Source organism: Pseudomonas sp. IT-P12 (genome assembly GCF_949767465.1).
Classification (GTDB): Bacteria; Pseudomonadota; Gammaproteobacteria; order Pseudomonadales; family Pseudomonadaceae; genus Aquipseudomonas.
In genome coordinates, this window is the sequence record NZ_CATKPY010000023.1 from 308,709 (window position 1) to 333,069 (window position 24,361).

Sequence of the window (24,361 nt, forward strand, 5' to 3'; positions counted from 1 at the left end):
CTTGCGAATGCGTGCGCAGCACTCACTCATCTCATGCATCGCCCAAAGCCTCCAGCAAAATCCGCCCGCTGGAGCAGGTGGCCGTCTCGTTGCGATAAGCGAAATACACTTTCCCGCGAGCCGGATCAAAGCGCAGGTGCAATTGGACCTCATCGCCCGGGCGCACCAGTTGCTGGAACTTCAACACTTCCATGCCGGCGAATTTCTCTGGCAGGTCCATCAATTGCTGGCCCAATTGCAGGGCCCATTCCACCTGCACCACGCCGGGCAGTACCGGGGCCTGGGGGAAATGGCCGCTGAAATAGGCAAGGTCCGGGGGAACCGCCAGTTGCAGGCTCCATTCACCATCGGTTTCGACCTGCTCGAGGATTTCCGGTGCCTTAGGGCGCGGCGCCATCAGCAAGGCTTCCACCTCGGCCTGGGGCAGTTTGCCCTGCGCGTTCAGGGGCAGTTGCCGCAGCAGGCGCCAGCGGCGCGGCAGGGCGAGGGTTTCGCAATGCTGGGTCAGGTGCTGGCGCAATGCCTGGGTGAGGGTTCGTCGACCCTGGTTGCGCAATGCATGCAGCCCCGACTCGCTGAGGACCAGCAGCGCACCCAAGGACGCGCGATTCTCCCGAACCACGCCCAGGCGCGCCTCGGCAACCCATTGATGGTCCGTCAACGCCTGTTCCAGCATGGGCAGCGAAATACGTTTTTCTTCCAGTTTGACGATCCGGTCCAGCCGTCCCAGCAGTTCGAAGCGACCGTCGGCGGCGATTCGCGCGGCATCCGCCGTGTGCTCGACATGACCCGGCGGCAGGTACGGCGACGCAATGAGCAGCGCGCCGTCGCTGTCCTGGTTCAACTCGACACCGGCGAAGGGTTGCCAGAGCGTATCGCCCTGACGCCACGCAATGCCGCCAGTTTCCGAACTGCCCAGAATCTCGGTCGGCCATTGTTGCAGGCGTTGCTGCAGGCCATGCGCCGCTTCGGCCGGCAGGGCGCCGCCCGAGGAAAACACCCGGCGAACCGCGCTCAAGGCTGGCCAGTCGAGGTTGTCGCCCATGCGCTTGAGCAATGCCGGGCTGGCGACCCAGGCGAATGCCGGGTGTTCGCGGCTGGCACGCTGCAGATCCTCAGGGAAGGCCAGTTGCCTGCGCACGAACGGCCGACCGGCGCACAGCGGCCACAGCACCCGAAACAGCAAACCATAAATGTGCTGGGTGGCGACACTGCCAATGATCCAGGCCTCGGCCAGGTCGGCGCCCCACAACTGCTCCAGCGCCTCAACCTCGTTGGCCAGCTGGCGCAGGGTTTTATCGATGCGCTTGGGCTCCCCGCTGGAGCCGGAAGTGCACAGGCTCAGCGTGCAGCGATCCAGGTCGAGGGCAGAGGGCGTGGCGGGTGCCTGGCGATAGTCAGCCAGGTGAGTGTCACCGGCCTGATCGGTCAGCCACAGGTCGACCTCGCTCGACCAGCGCTGGCGGGGCTGCGGTTGCAGGTCGGACGGCAGCAGCACGCTGACCCCGGCACGCCAGGCGCCGAGCAGTGCAATTGCCAGGTCGGCGGCGTCTTCAAGGTGCACGGCCATGCGTTGCACACCTTGCGCCTGCAAGCCGGCCGCCAGGCTCAGGGCCTGTTCGCATAGTTGTGCGTGATTCAGCGCCGGTCCGGCCGTCACGGTGCGTTGCGGTTGCGCCTTGAGCAATAGCCGCTCAAGTTTTATCCAATTCATGGGCGGCCTCTTACCCGTTGTCGTATGAGCCATTCAATGGCAAACATCAGGCCGATCAACCCGTAGGAGATCAGGCCGGTGTACAACATCCACCAACTCAGCGGCGCCCAGAGGGTCAGGGCCGCCGCACACAATCCGTTGCAGAGAAAAAACACGCACCAGGCGACGGTGACCTGGCGCGTGTAGCGAATCGCCCTGGCCGGCAAGCGGGGTTCGCGCAGCCGGGCCAGGCGCTCGATCATTGGCGGGCCGTATTTCAGGCTCACGCCAAACAGCACCAGCATGAAGCCACTGATCAGCACCGGGTACCAGCGCAGCAGGGCGGGACTGTCAAACAGCGCCAGCAGCAGGCAGAACACGATGGCGACAGCGGCCATCCACAGGCTGCCTGGCTTGCGTGCGCCGGTCACGGCCCGGGCCAGCCACAGGCTGCCCAGCAGCAGGCCGAACTGCCAGGGCGCAAAGTGCTCCATGCCGAAATACACCGCGAAGGGGTACAGCAGGCCCGCCAGCAGCAGGCCGAGGCCGATCAGTCGCCTCATGCGGCCGGTTGAACCAGTCGATAGACCGCCTCGACCACATCGTTGACGGTGCGCACCGACTTGAACTCCTCGGCGGCAATTTTCTTGCCGGTCTGACGCTTGATGTGGTCGATGAGGTCGACTGCGTCGATACTGTCGATTTCAAGGTCCTGGTACAGGTTGGAATCGAGCTTCACGCGCTCACGGTCCAATTCGAAGAGTTCCACCAAGGCATCGCGCAGGGTGTTGAAAATGTCTTCTCGAGTTTGCATGGTCCGGTCTCAAGCTGCCTGTTTTGCAGTGACGAACGCCGCAAGGCTCGCCACGTTGCTGAAGTGGTTACGGGTGTCCTTGGCGTCGGCGTCGATTTTGATGCCGTATTTTTTCTGGATCGCCAGGCCCAGTTCCAGGGCGTCGACGGAGTCCAGGCCCAGGCCTTCGCCGAACAGCGTCAGGTCGTCGCCGATGTCCTGGACGCTGATGTCTTCAAGGCCCAGGGCATCGATGATCAGTTCTTTGATTTCACGGTGTAGATCGCTCATCTTCGGCGAGCTCCTGAGTAAAGTAGTGATGCAGGTAATCGTTGAGCTTGCGCGAGGCCTGAGGCGCGGGACCTTGCGCGGCGAAGGCCTGTGGATCTATATCGGCGCCGACCCGAAAACTGAAGTGCACGCGCCGTTTGGGAATCCGGTACCAGGGGTCGGCCTTGGTCAGGGTGGTCGGGTTGACCTTGATGACCACCGGGGTGAGGATTTTCGCACCGCGCAGGGCGATCGATGCGGCCCCCCGATGAAAGGAGGGCGTTTTGCCAGGCTGGGTACGGGTGCCTTCGGGAAAGATGATCAGGGTCTGGCCGCTTTTCAAAGCATCGGCTGCGGCGTCGAGCATGTCCATGCTGCCGTCGTTGCTGATGTAGTCGGTGCGGCGCAGCGGGCCACGGGTGAAGGGGTTGTCCCAGAGGCTGCTTTTGACCACGCAGTTGGCGTGGCGCACCAGGCCGATCAGAAACACCACGTCGATCAGCGACGGGTGATTGGCGATGATCATCTGGCCGGGGCGACCGAGCTTGTCCGCGCCTTGAATGTCGTAGGTCAGTACGCCGCTACGGGCCATGATCCGGATGAACAGCCAGAAACAGCGGCTGACGGTGCGTCGCGCGCGCAGGCGATGGGTCTCGGCGCTACCCGGCAGGCAGCTCAATACCGGGAAAATCACCAGGCGCAGGCACAGCCCGGCGAACCCGAAAAGGGCAAAGCTTGCAGCAGTGGCCAGCCAACGCCAGTAATAGGCATCGCGGTTTTTCTCGGTCATGGATTGCGTTGCCAGGTCCATACACGATTTTTCCAGGCATGTTGGCAGGTGGTGTGCTGGCCGAGCAGGGCAGGCAAGAGGTTCAGGGCATGCGGCCAGTGGGCTTTGGACAACGTATCCGGTGTGCTGTTCAGGGACAGCTGCCAGTCGTTGCCGGGTGTCAGCAACAAGCCGACCGCGTAGGGAAATGGTACGTCGTCGATCCAGTCCGAGTAGGCCTCGGGAGGCTGCTCTTCGGTAATCACCAGCAGCACCGCAGGCGCTCCTTCGGCGAGCAGAGCGGCCGCCTCCAGCATCCCGTGTTCCAGCCCGTCACCGGCGGCGGCCAGCGCCGTCATCTCGCTGGTTTCGCCGCGCATGATCGACCACAGGCCGATGACCGCGTTATGCACCGAGAGGCTGAACTGAGTCGGCGACAGAGGTTGTTCGGCGGCCAGGTCGCTGAGAATGTCGAAGGTGCGCGGGGTTTCGCCGTGACGGGAAATAAAGACCAACGGTAAATCGGCTCGACCATCGGCCAGTGGCCAGCCAACACTGAACGCCATCCGGGCGAGACGACTGAGGCGCCGACGCTGCATGGCCGGTAGAAACGAGACGTCGGGGGCTGCCTCGCTGCGCTGCGGCGCGACCGGTTGTCGGCTCCAGGCTTGCCAGTCTTCGGTGCTTTCCAGCCCGGGAGCCCAGGCGCGCCATTGGACGATGTTGAAGTTGATCACAGGCTTTCATCCCGCCCCTGCGGGCTTTCTTGACGCGACGAGTGGAAAACAGCCTTTCACCTGATGTGATGCTGAGCGCCGAGTGGCGCGCATTATCCCGGTGCGACGACTACGTAGCAAATGCCGGTTACATTTTGTACAACGAACGCGGAGCGAGTGGCTGTCGTTCGGCGATTATCCACGTTTGCACGCCGGTTTCTGTCGGTATCGAAGGCGTTTTCAGGGCGGGATTTCGGGTTTTGCAGTCAGGGTTAGTACTGGGTGGTGTAGTCCTTCTGACGGGGAGGTAGCAAAGCGACGCTGGGGACTACTACACTCGGTCATTCTTTAGGTACACGGAGGTTTTGACATGCGGCGCGTGGTGTTCAATCAGAAAGGTGGCGTGGGCAAATCCAGCATTGCCTGCAACCTGGCGGCCGTCAGTGCCAGCGAGGGGTATCGCACCCTGCTGGTTGACCTCGATGCCCAGGCCAACTCGACCCAGTACCTCACCGGGCTCACGGGCGAAGACATTCCGATGGGGATCGCCGAATTCTTCAAGCAGACATTGTCATCGGGTCCGTTTTCGAAGAAAAACCGGGTGGATATCTACGAAACGCCGTTCGACAACCTCCACGTCATTACCGCAACGGCCGAACTGGCCGACTTGCAGCCCAAGCTCGAGGCCAAGCACAAGATCAACAAGCTGCGCAAACTGCTCGACGATCTGGACGGCGAATACGACAGGATCTACCTCGATACGCCGCCGGCACTGAATTTTTACGCGGTTTCTGCGCTGATTGCCGCCGATCGCGTGCTGATTCCCTTCGATTGTGACAGTTTCTCACGGCAAGCGCTGTACGGCCTGCTGTCGGAAATCGAAGAGTTGAGGGAAGACCACAATGAAGGGCTGGAAGTTGAAGGCATCGTGGTCAACCAATTTCAGGCCCGTGCCAGCCTGCCCCAGCAAATGCTCGACCAGTTGATCGCCGAAGGCTTGCCGGTGCTGCCGGTTTATCTCGGCAGCTCGGTGCGTATGCGCGAATCCCACGAGGCCAGCACGCCGCTGATCCACCTGGATCCACGGCACAAGTTGACCCAGCAATTCCGTGAACTGCACGAGCTGCTGGAAAATGCCTGACATACCTGTGGGAGCGAGCCGGCTCCCACAGTAGATCGTAGTGGTTTCAGATGCCCTGGCTGCGCAGCCAGCTCATCAACTGCGGCAACGGAAACGCACCGCTCTGGCGCGCCACTTCCCGGCCGTTCCTGAACAGGATCAGGCTGGGAATCGAGCGGATCCCCAACTGCGCCGACAGTTGTTGGTTTGCTTCACTGTCCAGCTTGGCCAGCCTGCACTTTCCCGCCAATTGCCCTGCCGCCTGCTCGAACACTGGCGCGAACGATTTGCACGGCCCGCACCAGTCCGCCCAAACGTCCACCAGCAATGGCAGGTCACCCTTGATCTGGCTGGTGTAATCGGCCTGTTTCAGCTCGAAAGGCTTGCTCAGCAAAACCTCGGCTTTGCAGCGACCGCATTTCGGCTGGTCGCCGAGGCGATCGGCGGGGATGCGGTTGAGGCCGTTGCAGTGGGGGCAGGGGATGAGGAGTGAGTCGGTCATGATCGTGCTCTTTGAAGTGGGCAATCCATGCCGCTTATCTGGAGTTCCGGAGGGGGTTTATCAAGTGTTTGAAAACCAGCATTGGACAGTGGGTATCGCCAACGCTCACATTTTTCCAGCGTTGTTGTCAGCGCCATTGATCCTCTTGATTGATCGCCTCACGACGAACAACTGATCTCCAGATGCTTGCCCCACTCCGGTGGCCGTTCGGCATAACTTTCCATGCCCGGTTGCTCTTCGAACGGGTTGCTCAGCACCTTGTGCAGCCGGCGCACCTCTGAATAATCGCCACCTTCAGCCGCATCGATGGCTTTCTGTGCCAGGTAGTTGCGCAGGATGTAGAGCGGATTGACCGCGTGCATGCGTTGGCGGCGCTTGTCCTGGTCGGGTGCGCCGTCGCGACCGACCCGTGCGACGTAGCGTTCTGCCCAGGCGTCGAAGCCCTTGATGTCGACAAAATCATCGCGCAAGCGGGCAACCGCCGTTTCCGGGGCTTCGTCGCCGAGGCGGCGGAAGAACAGGCTGTAATCGACGCCGCTGTTCTGCATCAGTTGCAGCAATTGCTCCAGCAATGGCTGATCGTCGTCTTCGGCCGTGGTGAACCCGAGGCGGCGACGCATCAGGTCCAGGTAGTGCGCCTGGAACAGCGGCAGGTACAGGCCCAGGGTTTCGCGCAGTGCCTCCACGCTGATGAAGGGGGTCAGGGCCTGGGCCAGGGCGCTGAGGTTCCACTGGCCAATCGGCACCTGATTGCTGAACGAGTAGCGGCCCTGGTCGTCGGAGTGGTTGCAGATGAAGTTGGCGTCGAAATCGTCGAGGAAGGCGAAGGGGCCGAAGTCGAAGGTAATGCCCAGGATCGACATGTTGTCGGTGTTCATCACGCCGTGGCAGAAACCGTAGGCCTGCCACTTGGCGATCAGCTCGGCATTGCGTTCGACGATTTCGCGGAACATCGCCAGGTACGGCTCCGGCTGCTCGAGGCAGGGCGCGAAGTGCAGCGCCAGCACATGTTCGCCGAGTATTTTTTGCTGTTCAGGGCGTTTGGTGTAGTAGAAATATTCGAAGTGGCCGAAGCGCACATGGCTGGGGGCCAGGCGCAGGACCATCGCCGCACGTTCCTGTTTCTCGCGCCACACCGGGGTGTCGGAGCCGATCACGCACAGCGCCCGGGTGGTCGGAATGTTCAGTGCATGCAACGCTTCGGATGCGAGAAACTCGCGGATCGACGAACGCAGCACGGCGCGCCCGTCGCCCATGCGCGAAAAGGGTGTCTGGCCCGCGCCCTTGAGGTGCAGGTCCCAATGTTCGCCGGCCTGGTTGTAGACCTCGCCCAGCAACAGCCCGCGACCATCGCCCAGCTGTGGGTTGTAGGAACCGAACTGGTGGCCGGAGTAGACCATCGCCCTCGGCACGGCGTCGGCCCAGAGTTTGTGGCCACTGAACAGCTCGGCGAACTCCGGGGTTTCAGCCACGGTCGGGTCGAGATCGAGCAGCGCCATCGCGGCCGGGCTGGCAACCACCAGCCGCGGGTTGTCGATGGGTTCGGGCAGAACATGGGCGGAAAAGGTATCGCCCAGGCGATCGAAGCGGTTATCGAAGGTCAGTTCGTCGAGGGCTTTCACCGGCCATCTCCAGCAGAATGTCCGAGCATTCTGCTAGGGATAGCGCGGTTAGTCGAGCTTGGCAGGCGGCGGCTCTTGCAACGGTTTGCCATCGGCCAGCGGCACGATGGTTTTGTTTTCCGGCTCGATCGGCACCATTTTGTATTCCTGGCCGTGCAGGTTCTTCAGGTAAACCTCCATCTGCCGGAACGAGATGTTGATGTGCTGCTTCTTGAACTCGCGGTTGATGAAGCGGTTGACCTCGTCGAGCACCGGGTTGCGGTCACCGAGGTCGCGCACGTGCATGCGCAGCTCGTGATCGAGGGTGCTTTCGCCGAAGTTCAGGAAGTACACGTGGGGTTCCGGTTCCTTGAGCACCCGTGGATTTTCCCGCGCGGCCTTGAGCAGCAGTTCTTTCACCAGATCGAGGTCCGACCCGTAGTCGACGCCGAGTTTGAGCGTGACCCGGGTGATGGTGTCGGTCAGGGACCAGTTGATCAGTTGCCCGGTGATGAACGTCTTGTTGGGGACGATGATGTCCTTGCGGTCGAAGTCGGTGATGGTCGTGGCACGGATGCGGATCTTGCTCACCGTGCCCGACAGGTTGCCAATGGTGATGGTGTCGCCGATCCGCACCGGGCGTTCGAACAGGATCATGATCCCGGAGATGAAGTTGGCGAAGATCTCCTGCATGCCGAAGCCGAGGCCGACAGACAGCGCCGCCACCAGCCATTGCAACTTGTCCCAGCTGACGCCGAGGGTCGACAGGGTCGAGACGAAACCGACGCCGGCGATCACGTACGACAGCAACGTGGTCGTGGCGTAGGCGCTGCCTTGGGCCAGGTCCAGCTTGGACAGCACGAAGACTTCCAGCAGGCCGGGAAGGTTGCGCGCCAGGGCGAAAGTGATGCCGATGATGATCAGCGCGCCGAGCATGTCACCGATGCTGATCGGTACCATGCTCATGTTGGCGCCGGTGCCGCTGGTGTATTCGTAGAGGGTGACGTTGTCCAGGTACGAGAACACCGAGATCAGGTCCGACCAGACCCAGTACAGCGCCGCGATGAAACCGCCGAGCAAGGCCAGTCGGATCAGGCGCAGGGACTGTTCGTTGACCTTTTCGATGTCCAGGGTCGGCTCTTCGATCACGGCCTCGCCATCGCCGGCCTCTTTGGCCGCCTGTCGTTTGGCCAGTGCGCGCTGGTAAGCCAGGCGCCGTGCCGCCACGCTGAGCCCGCGCACGAAGGTGGCTTCGATCACCAGCCAGAACATCAGCAGGTACAGGGTATTGATCAACCGGTCGCTGAGCTTCAGCGCGGTGTAGTAGTAGCCGAAGCACACCGCCACGAACAGCGCGATCGGCAGGGCGGTGAACATCACCCCCACGGCTTTGCGGAAGAACGAGGTGTTCTTGTGGGTCGGGCTGCTGATCAGCAGGCGGCTGAGCAACAGGGCCATCAGGGCGTAGCAGGTCAGCACCACCGGCATGCCGAGCACGTCGTCGGCCAGCGCTGCCGGTTGCAGCTCGGCGACCGCTACCACCGCCACCAGGGCCATGACCACCAGTCCGAGTCGACGAATCCAGGCTTGCAGGAACTCGACCTGGGGTTTTTCCCAACGGAAATGCAGTTCGGCCACACCGCCCGGCGCGAGGATCCGGTAGGCGGTGTAGAACACCAGCCAGGCCATCGCCATTTGCAGCAGCGCGGCGCCCATGTTGGCGTTCTGTCCGCGGGCGTCGATCTGCAGCGCCAGGCCGCACAGGGCCAGGCCCAGCGCGACGGGCATCGCCAGCAGAATATTGATCAGGATCGCCTGGGGGGTGTGCAGCTGGCTGTCGCGCTTGAAGTGACCGATGTCCTGATGAACCTTGTTCAGTCGCGCATACAGAGCCTTGCGTCGCCACAGCAGGGCGCCGATCAACAGCACCAGCGGCAGGAACAGCAGCGGACGCTGAGTCAGGCCGTCGGTCAATTCACTGAAGCTCGAGGCCAGGGGCAGGGTCGCGATCTGGCGTTGCAGGCGCTCCGGCACGCCGCGCATCCATTCCGGGTCCAGTGGCTTGTTGCTCGGAATCCAGAACATCTGCTCGTCGAGCGTCGCGCGCAGGCTTTGCGCGGTGCTCAGCAGTTGTTTCTGGTTCAGTTGCAGTGTGATGGATTCGTTGAGCACCGCGCTGAGTTCACGGTTCAGTCGTTCCAGCAGGTCGGCGCGGGTGTTGGCCAGTTCCAGCAGGCTCTTGCGCAGTTGCGGGGTGACCTGCTCGGGAGGCTGGGTCGACAGCAGGTTGTCGACATAGGTGGTCGGGTTGCTGAGCAACTCGCGCTGCTGGCTCACTTCGAATTGATACAGGCGAATGTCGGCGATCTGGTCGGCAAGGTCGCGGTCGACCTTGAGGCGCGGCAGGCCCTGCTTCTGCTTGTAGAGAATCTTGGACAGCAGCAGGCTGCCCTTGAGCACGTTGATCTGCTCGTCCAGGGCCGCGTCGCTCTGAGTCACGTTGTCCAGTTGCTGCTTGGTCTGCAGGTTCTGCTGGGTGACCACGTTCAGGCGGTCGGTGCTTTTGAGCAGGTAGTCGGAGAGCTTCAGGTTGGCCGCGCTTTCGGTGGCCAGCAGCGCGCTGCTGCCGGATTTCTGCGCTTCGATCGACTGCTGCGTCACGGTCTCTTGGGACTGGGCCAGGCGCTTCTGGTTGATCAGGGTTTGCAGCTCCTGGATTTCCCGGTCCAGGCGATCGGATTTTTCCGTCAGCAGGTCATGCTGGCTGTTGCCCAGGTCCTGCAACTGGCTGTTGCCGGCCAGTTCCTGGCGGCGCAGCGGGATCAGGGCATTGAGCGCCGCCAGCTCGGCGTTCAGCAGGTCGCGCTGTTCGCTGCTCAAGGTCTTGCCGGCGTCTTTACCGGCCTTGAGGATGTTGTTGATCTGCTGGATGCGGGTCTGGCTGCTGGAAATTTCTGCCTGGGCGCGTTCCGGACGGGTCTGGGCGGTGATGACCAGGCTGTTTGCGTCAGCGAGGGCCTTTTGCAGGTCGCTTTGCTGGGTCGCGCGCTCGGTGAGCATCTGTTCCAGCTGCGAAATGGATTCCTTGGTGTAGCGCTGCGCAACCGGCGTCACGCTGCTGGCCTTGAGCCGGGTCAGCTCGCGCTGGTTCTCAATTGTCTGTTTGGGGGCGTTGGCCAGTTGCTGCTTGATATCGGCCAGCTTCTGCTCATAGTCACGCTGATTGCCGAGCTGGGTCAGGGTGTTTTGCAGGACGGTCTGCAAAGCCTTCTGATCGGCTTCTGGCAGTTTGCGATCGGCGATCTTGTCCAGGCTCGCTTGCACGGTTTCGCGGGACGGCGGTTCGGCCGCTTGCAACGTTCCGACAGACAGACTCAGGCCCAACAGGGCCGTGATGAAAAAGGTGCGCAGGGTTGACATAGATTTCGATCGGAGACAAAAGGCGAAGTGTGGAGTTTAGAGGAAGAGTCCGGGACCCGGGCGACTTCCTTCGGGGAATCTGACGCCCACTTTGCCGATCTTGTTCCCGTCCATGACCGCAACCGTCCACAGGGTGTTGTTCCACTCCACCTGGTCGCCGACCACGGGCGCACCGCCCACTTTCTGCGCAATGAACCGACCCAGGGACATGTCGGGGTCGATGCCTTCGAGCTTCAACCCGTACAGGGCAGCAACCGCGGCCAGCTGGGCATCTCCCTCGAGTACGAAGTCGCCGAAGAAGCGTAGATCCAGGCCCCGTTGCGGCGCCTGGCTGAACAGTTTTCCGAGGGCCGGCAGGTTGTGTTCATGGCCGATTACGCAGAGCAAATCATCGACTTCCAGCACCGTACTACCCGACGGATGGAGCAGTTGTTGACCGCGAAACAGGGCGGCGATCCGGGTGCCTTCGGGCATTTTCAACTCGCGAAGGGGCGAACCGATGCACCATTTCTCGGCGCCGAGGCGGTAAACGAACAGTTCCCACTCGCTGGTGACGTGGACTTCCAGGGCGGCGCGGGAGATGGGCGCCGGCTCCGGTGGAACGGTCACCTTCAACAGCTTGGCCACCCACGGCAGGCTGGTGCCCTGGACCAGCAGCGAGACCAGCACGATAAAGAAGGCAAGGTTGAAATAGAGCTGGGCATTGGGCAGCCCCGCCATCAGCGGGAACACCGCGAGAATGATCGGCACCGCACCCCGCAGGCCGACCCAGGAAATAAAGGCTTTTTCACGGCCATGGAACGCCTTGAACGGCAGCAGGCCGACGATCACCGACAACGGGCGAGCCACAAGAATCATCCACAGCGCCAGGCCCAGTGCGGGCACGGCAATGGGCAGCAGGTCGTGTGGGGTCACCAGCAGGCCCAACACCAGGAACATGCCGATCTGCGCCAGCCACGCCATGCCGTCGAGCATGTGCAGGATGCCGTGACGGCTGCGCACCGGACGGTTGCCGATCACCAGGCCGCACAGGTAAACCGCGAGGAAGCCGCTGCCGTGCAGGGCGTTGGTGAGGGCGAACACCACCAGCCCGCCGGCGATCACCAGGATCGGGTAGAGGCCGGTGGCCAGGTTGATGCGGTTGACCAGTTGCAACATCAACCAGCCGCCGCCCAGCCCGATCACGCCGCCGATGCCGAACTCGCGCACCAGGTGCAGCAGCAGGTCCCAGTGCAGGCCGGTCTGGCCGCTGGCGAGCATGTCGATCAGGGTCACGGTGAGGAACACCGCCATCGGGTCGTTGCTGCCGGATTCGATCTCCAGGCTGGCGGTCACCCGTTCGTTGAGTCCCTTGCCGCCCAGAAGCGAGAACACCGCTGCGGCGTCGGTGGAGCCGACGATGGCGCCGATCAGCAGGCCCTGAATCAGGTTCAGGTCGAACAGCCACGCCGCGACCATGCCGGTCAGCCCTGTGGTGATCAGCACCCCGACCGTGGCCAGCGAGAGCGCCGGCCATAACGCCACGCGAAAGCTCGATACCCGGGTGCGCAGGCCGCCATCGAGCAGGATGACCGCCAGTGCGAGGTTGCCGACCAGGTACGCCGTGGGGTAGTTATCGAAAATGATGCCGCCGCCATCGACGCCGGCGGCCATGCCCACGGCCAGGATAATCACCAGAATCGGGATGCCGAGGCGGGACGAGAGTGAGCTCACCAGAATGCTTGCACCTACCAGCAACGCGCCGATCAAGAACAGGCTGTTGATGGTTGTCGCATTCAAAGGCAGTACTCCAGAAAGCTGAAAAGGCGGGCACAAACTGACCATGCAGTCTGCGTGCCATCGATTCTAACCTGTTGAAATGTAGTGCTGTCAAAAAGCTTTTGGTCCCTGGCGCCTTCGAGGGGCTCGCGAAGGCGCCAGCGCTGCCCGTGCGGTTACAGGCGGAAGCGCCCGACCATCGTGTTCAGGTCCACCGCCAGGCGCGACAGCTCATTGCTGGCCGCGCTGGTCTGGTTGGCACCAGTGGCCGATTGCACCGACAGGTCGCGAATGTTCACCAGGTTGCGATCCACCTCGCGGGCCACCTGCGCCTGCTCTTCGGCGGCGCTGGCGATCACCAGATTGCGTTCGTTGATTTCAACGATGGCGCTGTTGATGGTGTCCAGCGACAGGCCGGCACCGCGGGCAATGTTCAGGGTCGACTCGGCGCGTTCGGTGCTGTGGCGCATCGAGTCCACGGCCTGTTCGGTGCCGGACTGAATGCTGCCGATCATGCGTTCGATTTCGCTGGTGGATTGTTGGGTGCGGTGCGCCAGGGCGCGAACCTCGTCCGCCACCACGGCAAAGCCGCGACCCGCTTCCCCGGCGCGAGCCGCTTCGATGGCGGCGTTCAAGGCGAGCAAGTTGGTCTGATCGGCCAGGCCGCGAATCACATCCAGAACCTTGCCGATGTCGCGGGACTCATTGGCCAGCTCGCCGATCAGCGCCGCGGTGCTCTGCACATCGGTGCTCATGCGTTCGATGGCGCTGACGGTTTCCTGAACCAGGTCGCGACCGTCGCCCGCCGAGGTGGTGGCATTCTTCGACGCTTCGGAGGTGCTCACCGCGTTGCGCGCCACTTCTTCCACAGCGCTGGTCATTTCGTTGACCGCAGTGGCGGCCTGTTCGATCTCGTTGTTCTGTTGGGTCAGACCCCGGGCACTTTCGTCGGTGACGCTGTTGAGTTCTTCGGCGGCGGACGCCAGTTGCGTGGCCGAGCCGGAAATGCGCTGCAACGTGTCGCGCAGCTTTTCCTGCATCTTCGCCATGGCGGCCAGCAGTCGGCCGGCTTCATCCCGGCCATCGACAGTCATCGGACGAGTCAGGTTGCCCTCGGCGATCTCTTCGGCGGCGCTCAGGGCATTGGCGATCGGTTGGGTGATGCTGTTGGTCAGCAGCCAGGCGAACAGCAGTGTCAGGCCGGAGGCGATGACCAGCAGGGTCACCACCAGATTGAAGGATGTCGAGTACTGGTCGGCCGCCGTGCCGTTGGTTTTCTCGATTTGCGCGGTGTTGATCTCGAGCAGCTTCGCAAGGGCCGCGTTGACCTCTTCGGAGTTGGCCAGCAACTCGGTGTTGAGCAATGTGCGCAGGTCATCCAGCTGATTGTTGCGCGACAGCGTCTTCATCCGCTCTTCGAGCTGGCGATACTGTCCGAGCAATTGCAGGTACTTGTCATAAGCGGCGCGCTCTTGTGGCCCGTCGATCAGCGGTTCATAGATTTTCTGCGCGTCGCCGATCTGCCGGTTGCGCTGTTCGAACAGTTCGATGGTTTTCTGTTGAATGTCGGGCTCGCGGTTCATCAGCAGGCGGTAAGACAGCACTCGCAGGCGCAGTGTCAGCTGGGTGAACTCGTCGAGACTCTTGATGCTGGGCACGCTCATCGAGGCGATGTTTTCACCGGCACCGCGAATCTTGCTCATCTGGCTGAGGGAAAACACCCCGAGAATCAGCAGCAAGGCGCCAATCAAAGAGAAGCCGAGAAACGCCCGCGGGGCGATATTCATATTACGAAGGGACATGGCGTGTACCGAATGATCGCGCCCGTGCGGCGCTGGAACTGACGTATGCGTGACTTATCGGTCAGCCGGGCGAAGTCTTGAGAACCTGTGCGCGTTGAAAACAGGATTCGGCGACGAAGTGCAGGAACCAGATCCGCCAATCACAGTCTCTAAGGTTCGCCGAGGAAGGTCGTTCGCCAGGAAAATCAAGGCTTTGCGCCCGCAGAACCCTGGCGTCCGTGGTGACTTTTCTTTATCGTACGCGCCCTTTGAAAATGCCTGGAAAATCAAAATGTTGGAAGCATCCCTCAGCCAATTGGAACAACTGGTCAGCGACCTTGTGCAACAGAACCAGAGCCTGCTCGGCAGCAATCAGGCCTTGAGCGCAGAACTGGCCCAGGCCAAGGATGAAAATGAAAGCCTGCAACTGAGCCTGATGGAACAGGAAGAGAAACACGGCGCCACCGCCGCCCGTATCCAGGCCCTGGTCGAACGCGTCAGCGCCGGGCCGGTCAGCGCATGAGTGTCGGCACCGCAGGGGTAAAAGTCGTTTCGATCCTCGGGGAAGACTATTCGATCAAGGCGCCGGCCGGGGAAGAGCAGACCCTGCTGGATGCCGCCATGATGTTGAAGGCTGCCCTGGCCGAGACCAAAAGAAAGTATCCGACGTTGATCGGGGACCGCCTGCTGGTTCTGGCCGCAATGAATCTGTGCTCCCGGCAGATTGAAATGCAGAAGCAGCACAAGCTGGAACTCGACCGTTATCAAGAGCAAGTCAGCGCCACGGTCGAGGTGATTTCCAAGACGATCAGTCAAGCTTGATCGGCTTTGCGCACAATCGAAGAGCACCTGTCTCGCAGGCCGTCATGGGCGAAAAAACTGCCGTTAGCAGCAGGTTTTTGAGGATTGTCAGACGTTGCGGCGCCTGGCAGATGATCTAATGATCTGGCGCGGCAGATGGGGGGGCCGATTGAGTTAGAAGAACAAGATCAAAAGATCGCCCGAACGCGGCCCGAGCCTTCGGCAGCTACAAGGGAGGCGCATTCCACTGTAGAAGCCGCCGAAGGCGGCAATCTTCTAATTCACTTCAAGATAAGGCGTGACGTAGATTTCGTTTGATCTCGTCACATTGCAGATCTTATGGCTGACAGTCCAAATCCGCTTGTCAACTAAAATGCTGTCCCCGTGTTGTGCCGTCAAGAAGACGGTATTCCAGTCGATGTCGCGGGTGGTAGTGTAAGTGGTCGTCCCGCCGGCGGTAGTGCTCACACTGACTTCATATTTGTTGGGGCCGACTTCCTTGAATTTCTTATTTATGAAGAGGCTTCCTTCATCGTCTTCTCCCCAGTGAACGTCGTGATATCTGGAAGTATGAATCATGGTGTCCTGGTCGACAATCTCAGTTATCAAGTCGAAGTCCGGCCAGCCTTTTACCCTTAACGCACAGCTCCACTTGTCTCCCTCCTTTTTGAATATCTTGTTTCGCACAAAATGTGTTGTGCCGTCCGCTATGACGTGTTGACCGTGTGCGATCGAAATAAGCATATCCTGAATTGAAAAAACCTCCTTGGTGATTAATTCCCTTTCTGGAGACAAGATCAACTTGACTTCGGTCACAGTATTTCCGCTCAGCGTATAGTACTTTGTCGTCACTGGCCGGTTGGCGGGGACTTCCCAATTTTTCTCCCATAGGGTGTGTACGACCCCATCCAGCTCGGGCGCCGATCCCATAACGCAATGATCATGGGATACAGGCAGTGCATTTGCAGGTAAACGGGCCATGTTCGATCTCCCTTCCTTATTCTTATCAAGAAGTTGTTCAGGTGGCGGAGTTTCGCCAGTAAGAAAAATCTACTCGGCAGGAACGCGTTGGCGCAACTATCAGAACTGTTAGTTGACAGAGTGGGAATTTAGATCATTGCGGGAAGTTGCAGATATATTGGACCTGATCGTCCCCGCCGTAATGCGCCGGAACGATCAGTTAGGGAGGTCAGAACCACTCATCCTGCATGTTCAGGCAAACATCATCACGAGCCTCAAGAATCGCCAGTTCTTGGTGGCACGCCGGGATTTCCCACGTCAGGAAGTACCTCGCTGCCTGCAGCTTGCCCTTATAGAAGCTCACATCCGCCGCATTGTCTTTGGCCAAACCTTCCTCCGCGCGAATCGCCTGTTCCAGCCAGCGCCAACCGATCACCGTGTGCCCAAACACTTTCAGGTACAGCGCCGAATTGGCCAGGCTGCTGTTGACCTTGCCCTGGGCCAGGTCGGTCAAAAGGCCCAGGGTCACGCTTTGCAAGCGGGCTACCAGCTTTTGCAGGGGCTCGCGCAGTGGCGACAGCGACTCAAAAGCCTGCGCACGTTCAGTCGTATCGGCAATCAGGCGTATCAGTTGCTTGAGACCCGCGCCGCCATTCTGCGCCAGTTTACGCCCCAGCAAATCCAGTGATTGTATGCCGTGAGTGCCTTCGTGGATCGGGTTCAGGCGGTTGTCGCGGTAGTACTGCTCCACTGGGTACTCGCGGGTATAGCCGTGGCCGCCGAGGATCTGGATCGCCAGTTCGTTGGCCTTCAGGCAAAACTCCGACGGCCAGGATTTGACGATGGGCGTCAGCAGATCCAGCAGCTCATGGGCCTGTTTGCGCTCGGCTTCGGTGTCGAGCGTTGTGGTGTCATCGAACAGCCGTGCTGCATACAGGCCCAGATCGAACGAGCCTTCGACGTAGGCCTTTTGCGTCAGCAGCATGCGCTTGACGTCGGCATGCTCGATGATCGCTACCGGTGCGGTGTTCGGATCCTTGCTGTCGGGCACGCGACCCTGTGGCCGTTCGCGGGCGTATTGCAGCGAGTACAGGTAACCGGCGTAACCGAGCATCACCGCGCCCATGCCGACGCCGATCCGTGCCTCGTTCATCATCTGGAACATGTAGCTCAGGCCGTGGTGTGGCTTGCCCACCAGGTAGCCGACGCACTCACCGTTATCGCCGAAGTTCAGCGCCGTGGACGTCGTGCCGCGCCAGCCCATCTTGTGAAACAACCCGGCCAGCAGCACATCGTTGCGCTGGCCGAGGCTGCCGTCGTCGTTGACCAGGAACTTGGGCACGATGAACAGCGAGATCCCCTTCACCCCGGCCGGTGCATCCGGCAGTTTCGCCAGCACCATGTGCACGATGTTTTCCGACAGCGGATGGTCGCCGCCGGAGATGAAGATCTTGTTGCCCTTGAGTCGATAAGTCCCGTCAGGCGCCGGTTCGGCGCGTGTACGAATATCCGACAGCGATGAGCCGGCGTGCGGTTCGGTCAACGCCATGGTGCCGAAGAAGCGACCGTCGATCATCGGTTGCAGGAAGCGTTGTTTCTGCTCCTCGGTGCCGAAACTCTCGATCAGGTTCGCCGCGCCCATGGTCAGGAACGGGTAGGAGGTCGATGCCGCGTTGGCCGATTGAAAGTGCGCGAAGCAGGCTTGGGACAACAGCGTAGGAAGTTGCATGCCGCCTGCGTCGAAACTGCGCGCGGCATTGAGGAAACCCGCCTCCAGGAACGCATCCACCGCCGGTTTCACCTCCGGAATCAGAATCGCCTGACCGTCCTCATAGCGCGGTTCGTTCTCGTCACCCTTGCGGTTGTGCGGGGCGAAGAACTTCTCGGCAATGCTACGGGCGGTGCCGAGGGCGGCATCGAAGGTTTCGCGGTTGTGGTCGGCAAACCGCTCGCGCTGGGTCAGGCCTTCGGCATCGAGGACTTCATACAGCTCGAAAGCCAGATTGCGGGAACTGAGCAACGTCTCGGACATGGCGGCCTACCTTTTATTGAAGTGGACCGAGTCTAGGCGTGGCAATAGAGGCTGAACAGGATGATTGATGAGGGTGATGGTGCGTTGGGGGTACTGCTGATCAAATGTGGGAGCGAGCCTGCTCGCGAAGGCGTCGGCACATCCAGACCAGGTATTGGATGACACGCCGCCTTCGCGAGCAGGCTCGCTCCCACAAGGGTCTTGCTCACCAGGCAGCCATGGCGGGTGCCTGGTTTTTTGCGTTTAACCGATGGTCATCAGGCTGGCGTTACCACCCGCCGCAGCGGTGTTGACGCTCAACGCCCGCTCGATCACCAGACGCTCCAGTGCAATGTTGGTTTCACCCTGGGACAGGCCATGAACCCCGACAATGGCTCCGGCACGCTTGGCCACTTGCTGGCAAACCGCACGCAGTTGATCGGAGTGGCCGTGGTGCAGAACGGCGTCGAACACCACTTCGTCCTTGTTCCAGTCGGAAACCAGCTTGATCCGCGCCTGAACCTCCTTCGGCAGGCGTGCGAACAAGGCCTTGGTCAAGTCAGCTTCCGGCCATACGGCAGAGCCGCCTACCGCCAGCACCGCCGCCAGTTGGGTCAACAGGTCGCCTTCGACTTCCGCCAGGCACAACACGTGTTCGCGTGGCAGGATCGCATAGCTGTTGCGTTCGCCGGTCGGGCCGGCCAGCACGCGGGTGATGCCGCTTTGCGATTGCGCGGCGAACTGTACGCACAGGGCACTGAGGTCGGCGAACGTGTGACTGTCGGCCCAGGCTTTCAGGGCGGTCAGGGGTTTGCTCATGGCATCGCGCAGACGGACATCCGGCGCTGCGATGGCGTCACCGCGGGCGAAGGACTGCTCGATGGCGTCCGCCGGGCGAGTCGACAGCAGGCGGTACAGGTACAGCGGGCCGCCGGCTTTCGGACCGGTGCCCGACAGGCCTTCGCCGCCGAACGGCTGTACGCCCACCACGGCGCCGACGATGTTGCGGTTGACGTAGACGTTACCGGCGTTGACGTTGTCGATGACCTTGGCGATGGTTTCGTCGATGCGGGTGTGCACGCCGAGTGTCAGGCCATAGCCGGAAGCGTTGATCTGGGCGATCAACTGGTCGATGTCCTTGCGCTTGTAGCGTACGACGTGCAGCACCGGGCCGAAGATCTCCCGCTGCAGTTCGTCAAAGCTTTCCAGTTCGATCAGGGTTGGCATCACGAAGGTGCCGCGCTTGACTTCCTCGGCATCGGCGATGGCCACCTGGTACACGCTGCGACCTTTGTCGCGCATGGCCTGGATGTGCTTTTCGATGCCGGCCTTGGCTTCGGCGTCGATTACCGGGCCAATGTCCACGGACAGGCGCTCAGGGTTGCCGAGACGGCTTTCGGCCATGGCGCCCTTGAGCATCTCGATCACGCGGTCGGCGGAATCTTCCTGCAGACACAGGACGCGCAACGCCGAGCAACGCTGGCCGGCGCTGTCGAAGGCCGACGAAACGACGTCGATCACCACCTGCTCGGTCAATGCCGAGGAGTCCACGATCATCGCGTTCTGGCCGCCGGTTTCGGCGATCAGCGGGATCGGACGGCCCTGGGCATCCAGGCGGCCGGCGATGTTGCGTTGCAGCAGGCGAGCGACTTCGGTCGAGCCGGTGAACATCACGCCTTTGACGCGATCGTCACCGACCAGGCCGGCACCGACCGTTTCGCCACGGCCCGGCAGCAGTTGCAGCACGCCCTGTGGAATGCCGGCTTCCAGCAGCAAGCGTACCGCCTGAGCGGCCACCAGCGGGGTTTGCTCCGCCGGTTTGGCCAGTACCGGGTTGCCGGCGGCGAGGGCTGCGGCGACCTGGCCGCTGAAGATTGCCAGCGGGAAGTTCCACGGGCTGATGCACACCACCGGACCCAGTGGGCGGTGGGCGTCGTTGGTGAAGTCGTTGCGTGCCTGCACCGCGTAGTAGCGCAGGAAGTCTACGGCTTCGCGCACTTCGGCGATGGCGTTGGCGAAGGTCTTGCCGGCTTCGCGAGCCAGCAGGCCCATCAGCGGCTGGATTTCACCTTCCATCAGGTCGGCGGCGCGTTCCAGGATCGCGGCGCGCTCGGCGGGCGGAGTGGCCTGCCAGATCGGCGCCGCGTTCAGGGCGCATTGAATGGCGTTATCGACGTCGTCGACCGTGGCTTCCTGCACGTGGCCGACCACGTCACGCAGGTCGGACGGGTTGAGCACCGGGACCGGCGTTTGCGTACTGGAAGCGCAGCCGAGCATCGGGGCGGCTTTCCAGTGGTTGTGTGCAGTGGCCAGCAGCGCGCAGGAGAGCGAAGCCAGGCGATGCTCGTTGGCCATGTCGATGCCGCTGGAGTTGGCGCGTTCGGCGCCGTACAGGTCGCGCGGCAGCGGAATGCGCGGGTGTGGCAGGCCGAAACCGCCTTCGGCTGTGGCCATTTTCTCGATGCTGGCAACCGGATCGGCCACCAGTTCCTGGATCGAGATCGACTGGTCGGCGATGCGGTTGACGAACGACGTGTTCGCGCCGTTTTCCAGCAGGCGACGCACCAGGTAGGCCAGCAGGGTTTCGTGGGTGCCAACAGGCGCGTAGACGCGGCACGGACGGTTCAACTTGCCTTCGGAAACCTTGCCTACAACCTGTTCGTACAGGGGTTCACCCATGCCGTGCAGGCACTGGAACTCGTACTGGCCCGGGTAGTAGTTCTGGCCGGCGATGTGATAAATGGCCGACAGGGTGTGGGCGTTGTGCGTGGCGAACTGCGGGTAGATGACTTCCGGCACCGACAGCAGTTTGCGTGCGCAGGCGATGTAGGACACGTCGGTGTACACCTTGCGGGTGTACACCGGGTAGCCTTCCAGGCCTTCGACCTGGGCGCGCTTGATCTCGCTGTCCCAGTACGCGCCTTTCACCAGACGGATCATCAGGCGATGACGGCTGCGGCGAGCCAGGTCGATCACGTAGTCGATCACGTACGGGCAACGCTTCTGGTAGGCCTGTATGACGAAGCCGATGCCGTTCCAGCCGGTCAGTTGCGGCTCGAAGCACAGACGCTCGAGCAGGTCCAGCGACAGCTCGAGGCGGTCGGCTTCTTCGGCGTCGATGTTGAGGCCGATGTCGTACTGCTTGGCCAGCAAGGTCAGCGACAGCAGGCGCGGGTACAGCTCGTCCATGACGCGCTCGTACTGTGCGCGGCTGTAACGCGGATGCAGGGCGGACAGCTTGATCGAGATGCCCGGACCTTCGTAAATCCCACGGCCGTGGGACGCCTTGCCGATCGAGTGAATGGCTTGTTCGTACGAGGCCAGGTATTTCTGCGCGTCGTGCTCGGTGAGTGCGGCTTCACCCAGCATGTCGTAGGAGTAGCGGAAACCCTTGGCTTCGAACTTGCTGGCGTTGGCCAGGGCTTCGGCGATGGTTTCGCCGGTCACGAACTGCTCGCCCATCAGGCGCATGGCCATGTCGACGCCCTTGCGGATCATCGGCTCGCCACTTTTGCCAATGATGCGGCTCAGGGACGAAGTCAGGCCGGCTTCGTTATGGGTCGACACCAGCTTGCCGGTGAGCAACAGGCCCCAGGTGGCGGCGTTGACGAACAGCGACGGGCTGTTGCCCAGGTGCGGCTGCCAGTTGCCGGTGCTGATCTTGTCGCGAATCAGGGCGTCACGGGTGCCTTTGTCCGGGATGCGCAGCAACGCTTCAGCCAGGCACATCAGGGCGACGCCTTCCTGGGAAGACAGGGAAAATTCCTGCAACAACCCCTGAACGATCCCGGCACGACCACCGGCACTTTTCTGATTGCGCAGCTTCTCGGCTATCGAGGCCGCCAGCTTGTTGGTGGCGTCGGCCATCGCGACCGGCAGGCGAGCCTGTTCGATCAGCATCGGCACCACTTCCGGCTCAGGGCGACGGTAGGCGGCGGTGATCGAGGCGCGCAGTACCGATTGCGGGAGGATGCTTTCGGCGAATTCGAGGAAGCACTGGTGGGTGTGATCGACATGGACCTCGCCGCTGTCGTCCGACTCCCTGGCCGCCAGGCCGTTGAGCTCGTTCAGGGTTGCACCACCCTCGAGTTTTTCCAGGTAATTGAAAATTGCCTGTTTGATCAGCCAGTGCGGCGTGCGATCAATCGAGGTCGCGGCGGCCTTCAGGCGTTCGCGGGTCGGGTCGTCAAGTTTGACCCCAAGGGTGGTGGTAGCCATGTTTTTATCCTCATGTTTGCCACGACCGCGTGGCATCAGCTGGCGCAAGATTAGCCGCGCGCCGAAAGAGGTGCAACCGGGTGCAACCCTTTTTTTGCAGGAATAATGCGCAGCTCGTCAGGAAATAAAATCCGGTACGAACGTCCCGCTCCTGCTTGGTGCTTTTCCTTCTAGCGAATGGCATTCACTGCGCTAAATGGGAGCAAAAACTGCCATCCATCCGCCTGATTCTCGTAGGTGCAACTAATTCGCGAGAAATGGGTTGCACCTTATTTGCTTTGTTGCATAGCATTCGCGCCCCAAGGTGCAACCCTTCTCGGGAAGGTGTACCGGCTGATGGCTTTCCTGGGGAAACATCAGTCATAAATGCGCGGCACTCCGAATCGTCTGTCAAACGTCAACGTTTGCTAGCGGTTTCATACGCCGCCGCTACATAAAAACAAAGCCAGGGCGTCACTTAAATGAGCAATCCAACCCTGATCACGTTCGTGATCTACATCGCAGCAATGGTACTGATCGGCTTCATGGCCTATCGCTCCACCAACAACCTTTCCGACTACATTCTGGGCGGTCGCAGCCTGGGCAGCGTTGTCACGGCCTTGTCCGCCGGCGCCTCCGACATGAGTGGCTGGTTGCTGATGGGCCTGCCGGGTGCCATCTACATGTCCGGCCTGTCCGAAAGCTGGATCGCCATCGGCCTGATCGTCGGTGCCTACCTGAACTGGCTGTTCGTTGCCGGCCGTCTGCGCGTGCAGACCGAGCACAACGGCGATGCGCTGACCCTGCCGGACTACTTTTCCAGCCGTTTCGAAGACAAGAGCGGCCTGCTGCGGATCATCTCTGCGATCGTGATCCTGGTGTTCTTCACTATCTACTGCGCCTCCGGCATCGTGGCCGGTGCCCGTCTGTTCGAAAGCACCTTCGGCATGTCCTATGAGACTGCGCTGTGGGCCGGTGCTGCAGCGACGATTGCCTATACCTTCGTGGGCGGTTTCCTGGCGGTGAGCTGGACGGATACCGTTCAGGCCACGCTGATGATCTTCGCCCTGTTGCTGACGCCGATCATCGTGCTGCTGGCTACCGGCGGCGTCGACACCACCTTCCTGGCGATCGAAGCGCAAAACCCGAGCAACTTCGACATGCTGCGAAACACCACCTTCATCGGCATCATTTCGCTGATGGGCTGGGGTCTGGGCTACTTCGGTCAGCCGCACATCCTTGCGCGTTTCATGGCGGCGGATTCGGTCAAGTCGATCGCCAATGCCCGTCGCATTTCCATGACCTGGATGATTCTGTGCCTGGGCGGCACCGTGGCGGTCGGTTTCTTCGGCATCGCCTACTTCTCGGCGAACCCTGACATGGCCGGTCCTGTGACCGAGAACCACGAGCGGGTGTTCATCGAGCTGGCAAAGATCCTCTTCAACCCATGGATTGCCGGTGTGCTGCTGTCGGCCATTCTGGCTGCCGTGATGAGCACCCTGAGCTGCCAGTTGCTGGTGTGCTCGAGCGCCCTCACCGAAGACTTCTACAAAACCTTCCTGCGTAAATCGGCTTCCCAGCTGGAGTTGGTCTGGGTCGGTCGCGCCATGGTGCTGCTGGTCGCGCTGGTGGCCATCGCTCTGGCTGCCAACCCGGAAAACCGTGTGCTGGGTCTGGTCAGCTACGCCTGGGCTGGTTTTGGTGCCGCGTTCGGTCCGGTGGTTCTGATCTCCGTGATCTGGAAAGGCATGACCCGCAACGGCGCACTGGCCGGCATCCTGGTCGGCGCGATCACCGTCATCGTGTGGAAACACTTCGAGCTGCTGGGCCTGTACGAAATCATCCCTGGTTTCATCTTCGCCAGCCTGGCGATCTACATCGTCAGCAAGATGGGCACGCCGTCTCACGGCATGCTGCAGCGCTTCGCGGCTGCCGAGGCGGATTATCGCCTGAACAAGTAACAGGCACG

The 24,361-nt window shown here is 61.4% G+C and carries 19 protein-coding genes and 1 pseudogene; 5 read left to right on the forward strand and 15 right to left on the reverse strand.

What is annotated here, in order from left to right:
* Window positions 1-31: 31 nt before the first annotated feature.
* From ACM6IM_RS19675 to ACM6IM_RS19700, 6 genes are read right to left on the reverse strand one after another with little or no spacing between them, the layout of a single operon-like run.
* On the reverse strand, window positions 32-1,714 hold the full coding sequence (locus tag ACM6IM_RS19675) for an AMP-binding protein (RefSeq protein WP_414866073.1): 1,683 nt from the start codon (window positions 1,712-1,714) through the stop codon (window positions 32-34).
* Entirely contained in the window at window positions 1,711-2,256 is a 546-nt protein-coding gene (locus ACM6IM_RS19680) for a hypothetical protein (RefSeq protein ID WP_192307626.1), read from the reverse strand. Before ACM6IM_RS19680 ends, ACM6IM_RS19675 begins: the two co-directional genes overlap by 4 nt.
* Window positions 2,253-2,507 carry an acyl carrier protein gene (locus ACM6IM_RS19685; protein ID WP_192307627.1) on the reverse strand — a complete coding sequence of 85 codons (255 nt, stop codon included), beginning with the start codon at window positions 2,505-2,507 and terminating at the stop codon, window positions 2,253-2,255. Before ACM6IM_RS19685 ends, ACM6IM_RS19680 begins: the two co-directional genes overlap by 4 nt.
* Window positions 2,508-2,516: 9 nt before the next feature.
* The gene (locus ACM6IM_RS19690) at window positions 2,517-2,777 is read right to left on the reverse strand and encodes a phosphopantetheine-binding protein (protein WP_414866074.1); all 261 of its coding nucleotides are present in this window, start codon (window positions 2,775-2,777) and stop codon (window positions 2,517-2,519) included.
* Window positions 2,758-3,567, reverse strand: coding sequence for a lysophospholipid acyltransferase family protein (locus tag ACM6IM_RS19695; RefSeq protein WP_201193807.1), 810 nt, complete (start codon window positions 3,565-3,567; stop codon window positions 2,758-2,760). The genes ACM6IM_RS19690 and ACM6IM_RS19695 overlap by 20 nt, the downstream gene beginning before the upstream one ends.
* Window positions 3,543-4,262 (reverse strand): beta-ketoacyl synthase chain length factor, encoded by a 720-nt coding sequence (locus ACM6IM_RS19700; protein ID WP_201193805.1) that lies wholly within the window; start codon window positions 4,260-4,262, stop codon window positions 3,543-3,545. Before ACM6IM_RS19700 ends, ACM6IM_RS19695 begins: the two co-directional genes overlap by 25 nt.
* 349 nt (window positions 4,263-4,611) lie before the next feature.
* Between ACM6IM_RS19700 and ACM6IM_RS19705 the strand changes: the two genes are divergently transcribed.
* The gene (locus ACM6IM_RS19705; RefSeq protein ID WP_192307631.1) at window positions 4,612-5,382 is read left to right on the forward strand and encodes a ParA family protein; all 771 of its coding nucleotides are present in this window, start codon (window positions 4,612-4,614) and stop codon (window positions 5,380-5,382) included.
* Between the two features lie 46 nt (window positions 5,383-5,428).
* On the opposite strand, the gene trxC is transcribed toward ACM6IM_RS19705, so the two are convergent.
* Window positions 5,429-5,863, reverse strand: a complete 435-nt coding sequence (trxC, locus tag ACM6IM_RS19710) for a thioredoxin TrxC (protein WP_414866075.1) — start codon at window positions 5,861-5,863, stop codon at window positions 5,429-5,431.
* On the opposite strand from trxC, the gene ACM6IM_RS19715 reads away from it, so the two are divergent.
* A complete protein-coding gene (locus ACM6IM_RS19715; protein WP_414866076.1) occupies window positions 5,862-6,038 on the forward strand; it encodes a hypothetical protein in 177 nt (58 codons plus the stop codon). The genes trxC and ACM6IM_RS19715 overlap by 2 nt on opposite strands.
* Here ACM6IM_RS19715 and selO read toward each other — a convergent pair.
* From selO to ACM6IM_RS19740, 5 genes and pseudogenes are all read right to left on the reverse strand, one after another.
* Window positions 6,022-7,485, reverse strand: a complete 1,464-nt coding sequence (gene selO, locus ACM6IM_RS19720; protein ID WP_414866077.1) for a protein adenylyltransferase SelO — start codon at window positions 7,483-7,485, stop codon at window positions 6,022-6,024. The two genes, ACM6IM_RS19715 and selO, sit on opposite strands and share 17 nt — an antisense overlap.
* A 48-nt stretch (window positions 7,486-7,533) precedes the next feature.
* Complete coding sequence (mscK, locus tag ACM6IM_RS19725) at window positions 7,534-10,884, reverse strand: mechanosensitive channel MscK (protein ID WP_414866078.1); 3,351 nt, start codon at window positions 10,882-10,884, stop codon at window positions 7,534-7,536.
* A gap of 36 nt (window positions 10,885-10,920) precedes the next feature.
* Window positions 10,921-12,663, reverse strand: coding sequence for a potassium/proton antiporter (locus tag ACM6IM_RS19730; protein ID WP_414866079.1), 1,743 nt, complete (start codon window positions 12,661-12,663; stop codon window positions 10,921-10,923).
* 155 nt (window positions 12,664-12,818) lie between these two features.
* Window positions 12,819-13,736 carry a methyl-accepting chemotaxis protein gene (locus ACM6IM_RS19735; RefSeq protein WP_414866190.1) on the reverse strand — a complete coding sequence of 306 codons (918 nt, stop codon included), beginning with the start codon at window positions 13,734-13,736 and terminating at the stop codon, window positions 12,819-12,821.
* Window positions 13,722-14,444, reverse strand: a pseudogene (locus tag ACM6IM_RS19740) (MCP four helix bundle domain-containing protein); the annotation flags it as partial. The gene ACM6IM_RS19735 and the pseudogene ACM6IM_RS19740, both read right to left, overlap by 15 nt.
* Window positions 14,445-14,715: 271 nt before the next feature.
* On the opposite strand from ACM6IM_RS19740, the gene ACM6IM_RS19745 reads away from it, so the two are divergent.
* Window positions 14,716-14,946, forward strand: a complete 231-nt coding sequence (locus ACM6IM_RS19745) for a hypothetical protein (RefSeq protein WP_192307638.1) — start codon at window positions 14,716-14,718, stop codon at window positions 14,944-14,946.
* Window positions 14,943-15,245 carry a cell division protein ZapA gene (locus ACM6IM_RS19750; protein ID WP_192307639.1) on the forward strand — a complete coding sequence of 101 codons (303 nt, stop codon included), beginning with the start codon at window positions 14,943-14,945 and terminating at the stop codon, window positions 15,243-15,245. The genes ACM6IM_RS19745 and ACM6IM_RS19750 overlap by 4 nt, the downstream gene beginning before the upstream one ends.
* A 255-nt stretch (window positions 15,246-15,500) precedes the next feature.
* Here ACM6IM_RS19750 and ACM6IM_RS19755 read toward each other — a convergent pair whose 3' ends face one another.
* The 3 genes from ACM6IM_RS19755 to putA form a co-directional block, all read right to left on the reverse strand.
* Window positions 15,501-16,205, reverse strand: coding sequence for a hypothetical protein (locus ACM6IM_RS19755; protein WP_414866080.1), 705 nt, complete (start codon window positions 16,203-16,205; stop codon window positions 15,501-15,503).
* Between the two features lie 208 nt (window positions 16,206-16,413).
* Window positions 16,414-18,216, reverse strand: a complete 1,803-nt coding sequence (locus ACM6IM_RS19760) for an acyl-CoA dehydrogenase (RefSeq protein WP_414866081.1) — start codon at window positions 18,214-18,216, stop codon at window positions 16,414-16,416.
* Between the two features lie 243 nt (window positions 18,217-18,459).
* Window positions 18,460-22,413, reverse strand: a complete 3,954-nt coding sequence (gene putA / locus ACM6IM_RS19765) for a trifunctional transcriptional regulator/proline dehydrogenase/L-glutamate gamma-semialdehyde dehydrogenase (protein ID WP_414866082.1) — start codon at window positions 22,411-22,413, stop codon at window positions 18,460-18,462.
* Between the two features lie 461 nt (window positions 22,414-22,874).
* Here putA and putP point away from each other — a divergent pair, with 461 nt between their 5' ends.
* A complete protein-coding gene (putP, locus tag ACM6IM_RS19770) occupies window positions 22,875-24,353 on the forward strand; it encodes a sodium/proline symporter PutP (RefSeq protein ID WP_414866083.1) in 1,479 nt (492 codons plus the stop codon).
* Window positions 24,354-24,361 lie beyond the last annotated feature (8 nt).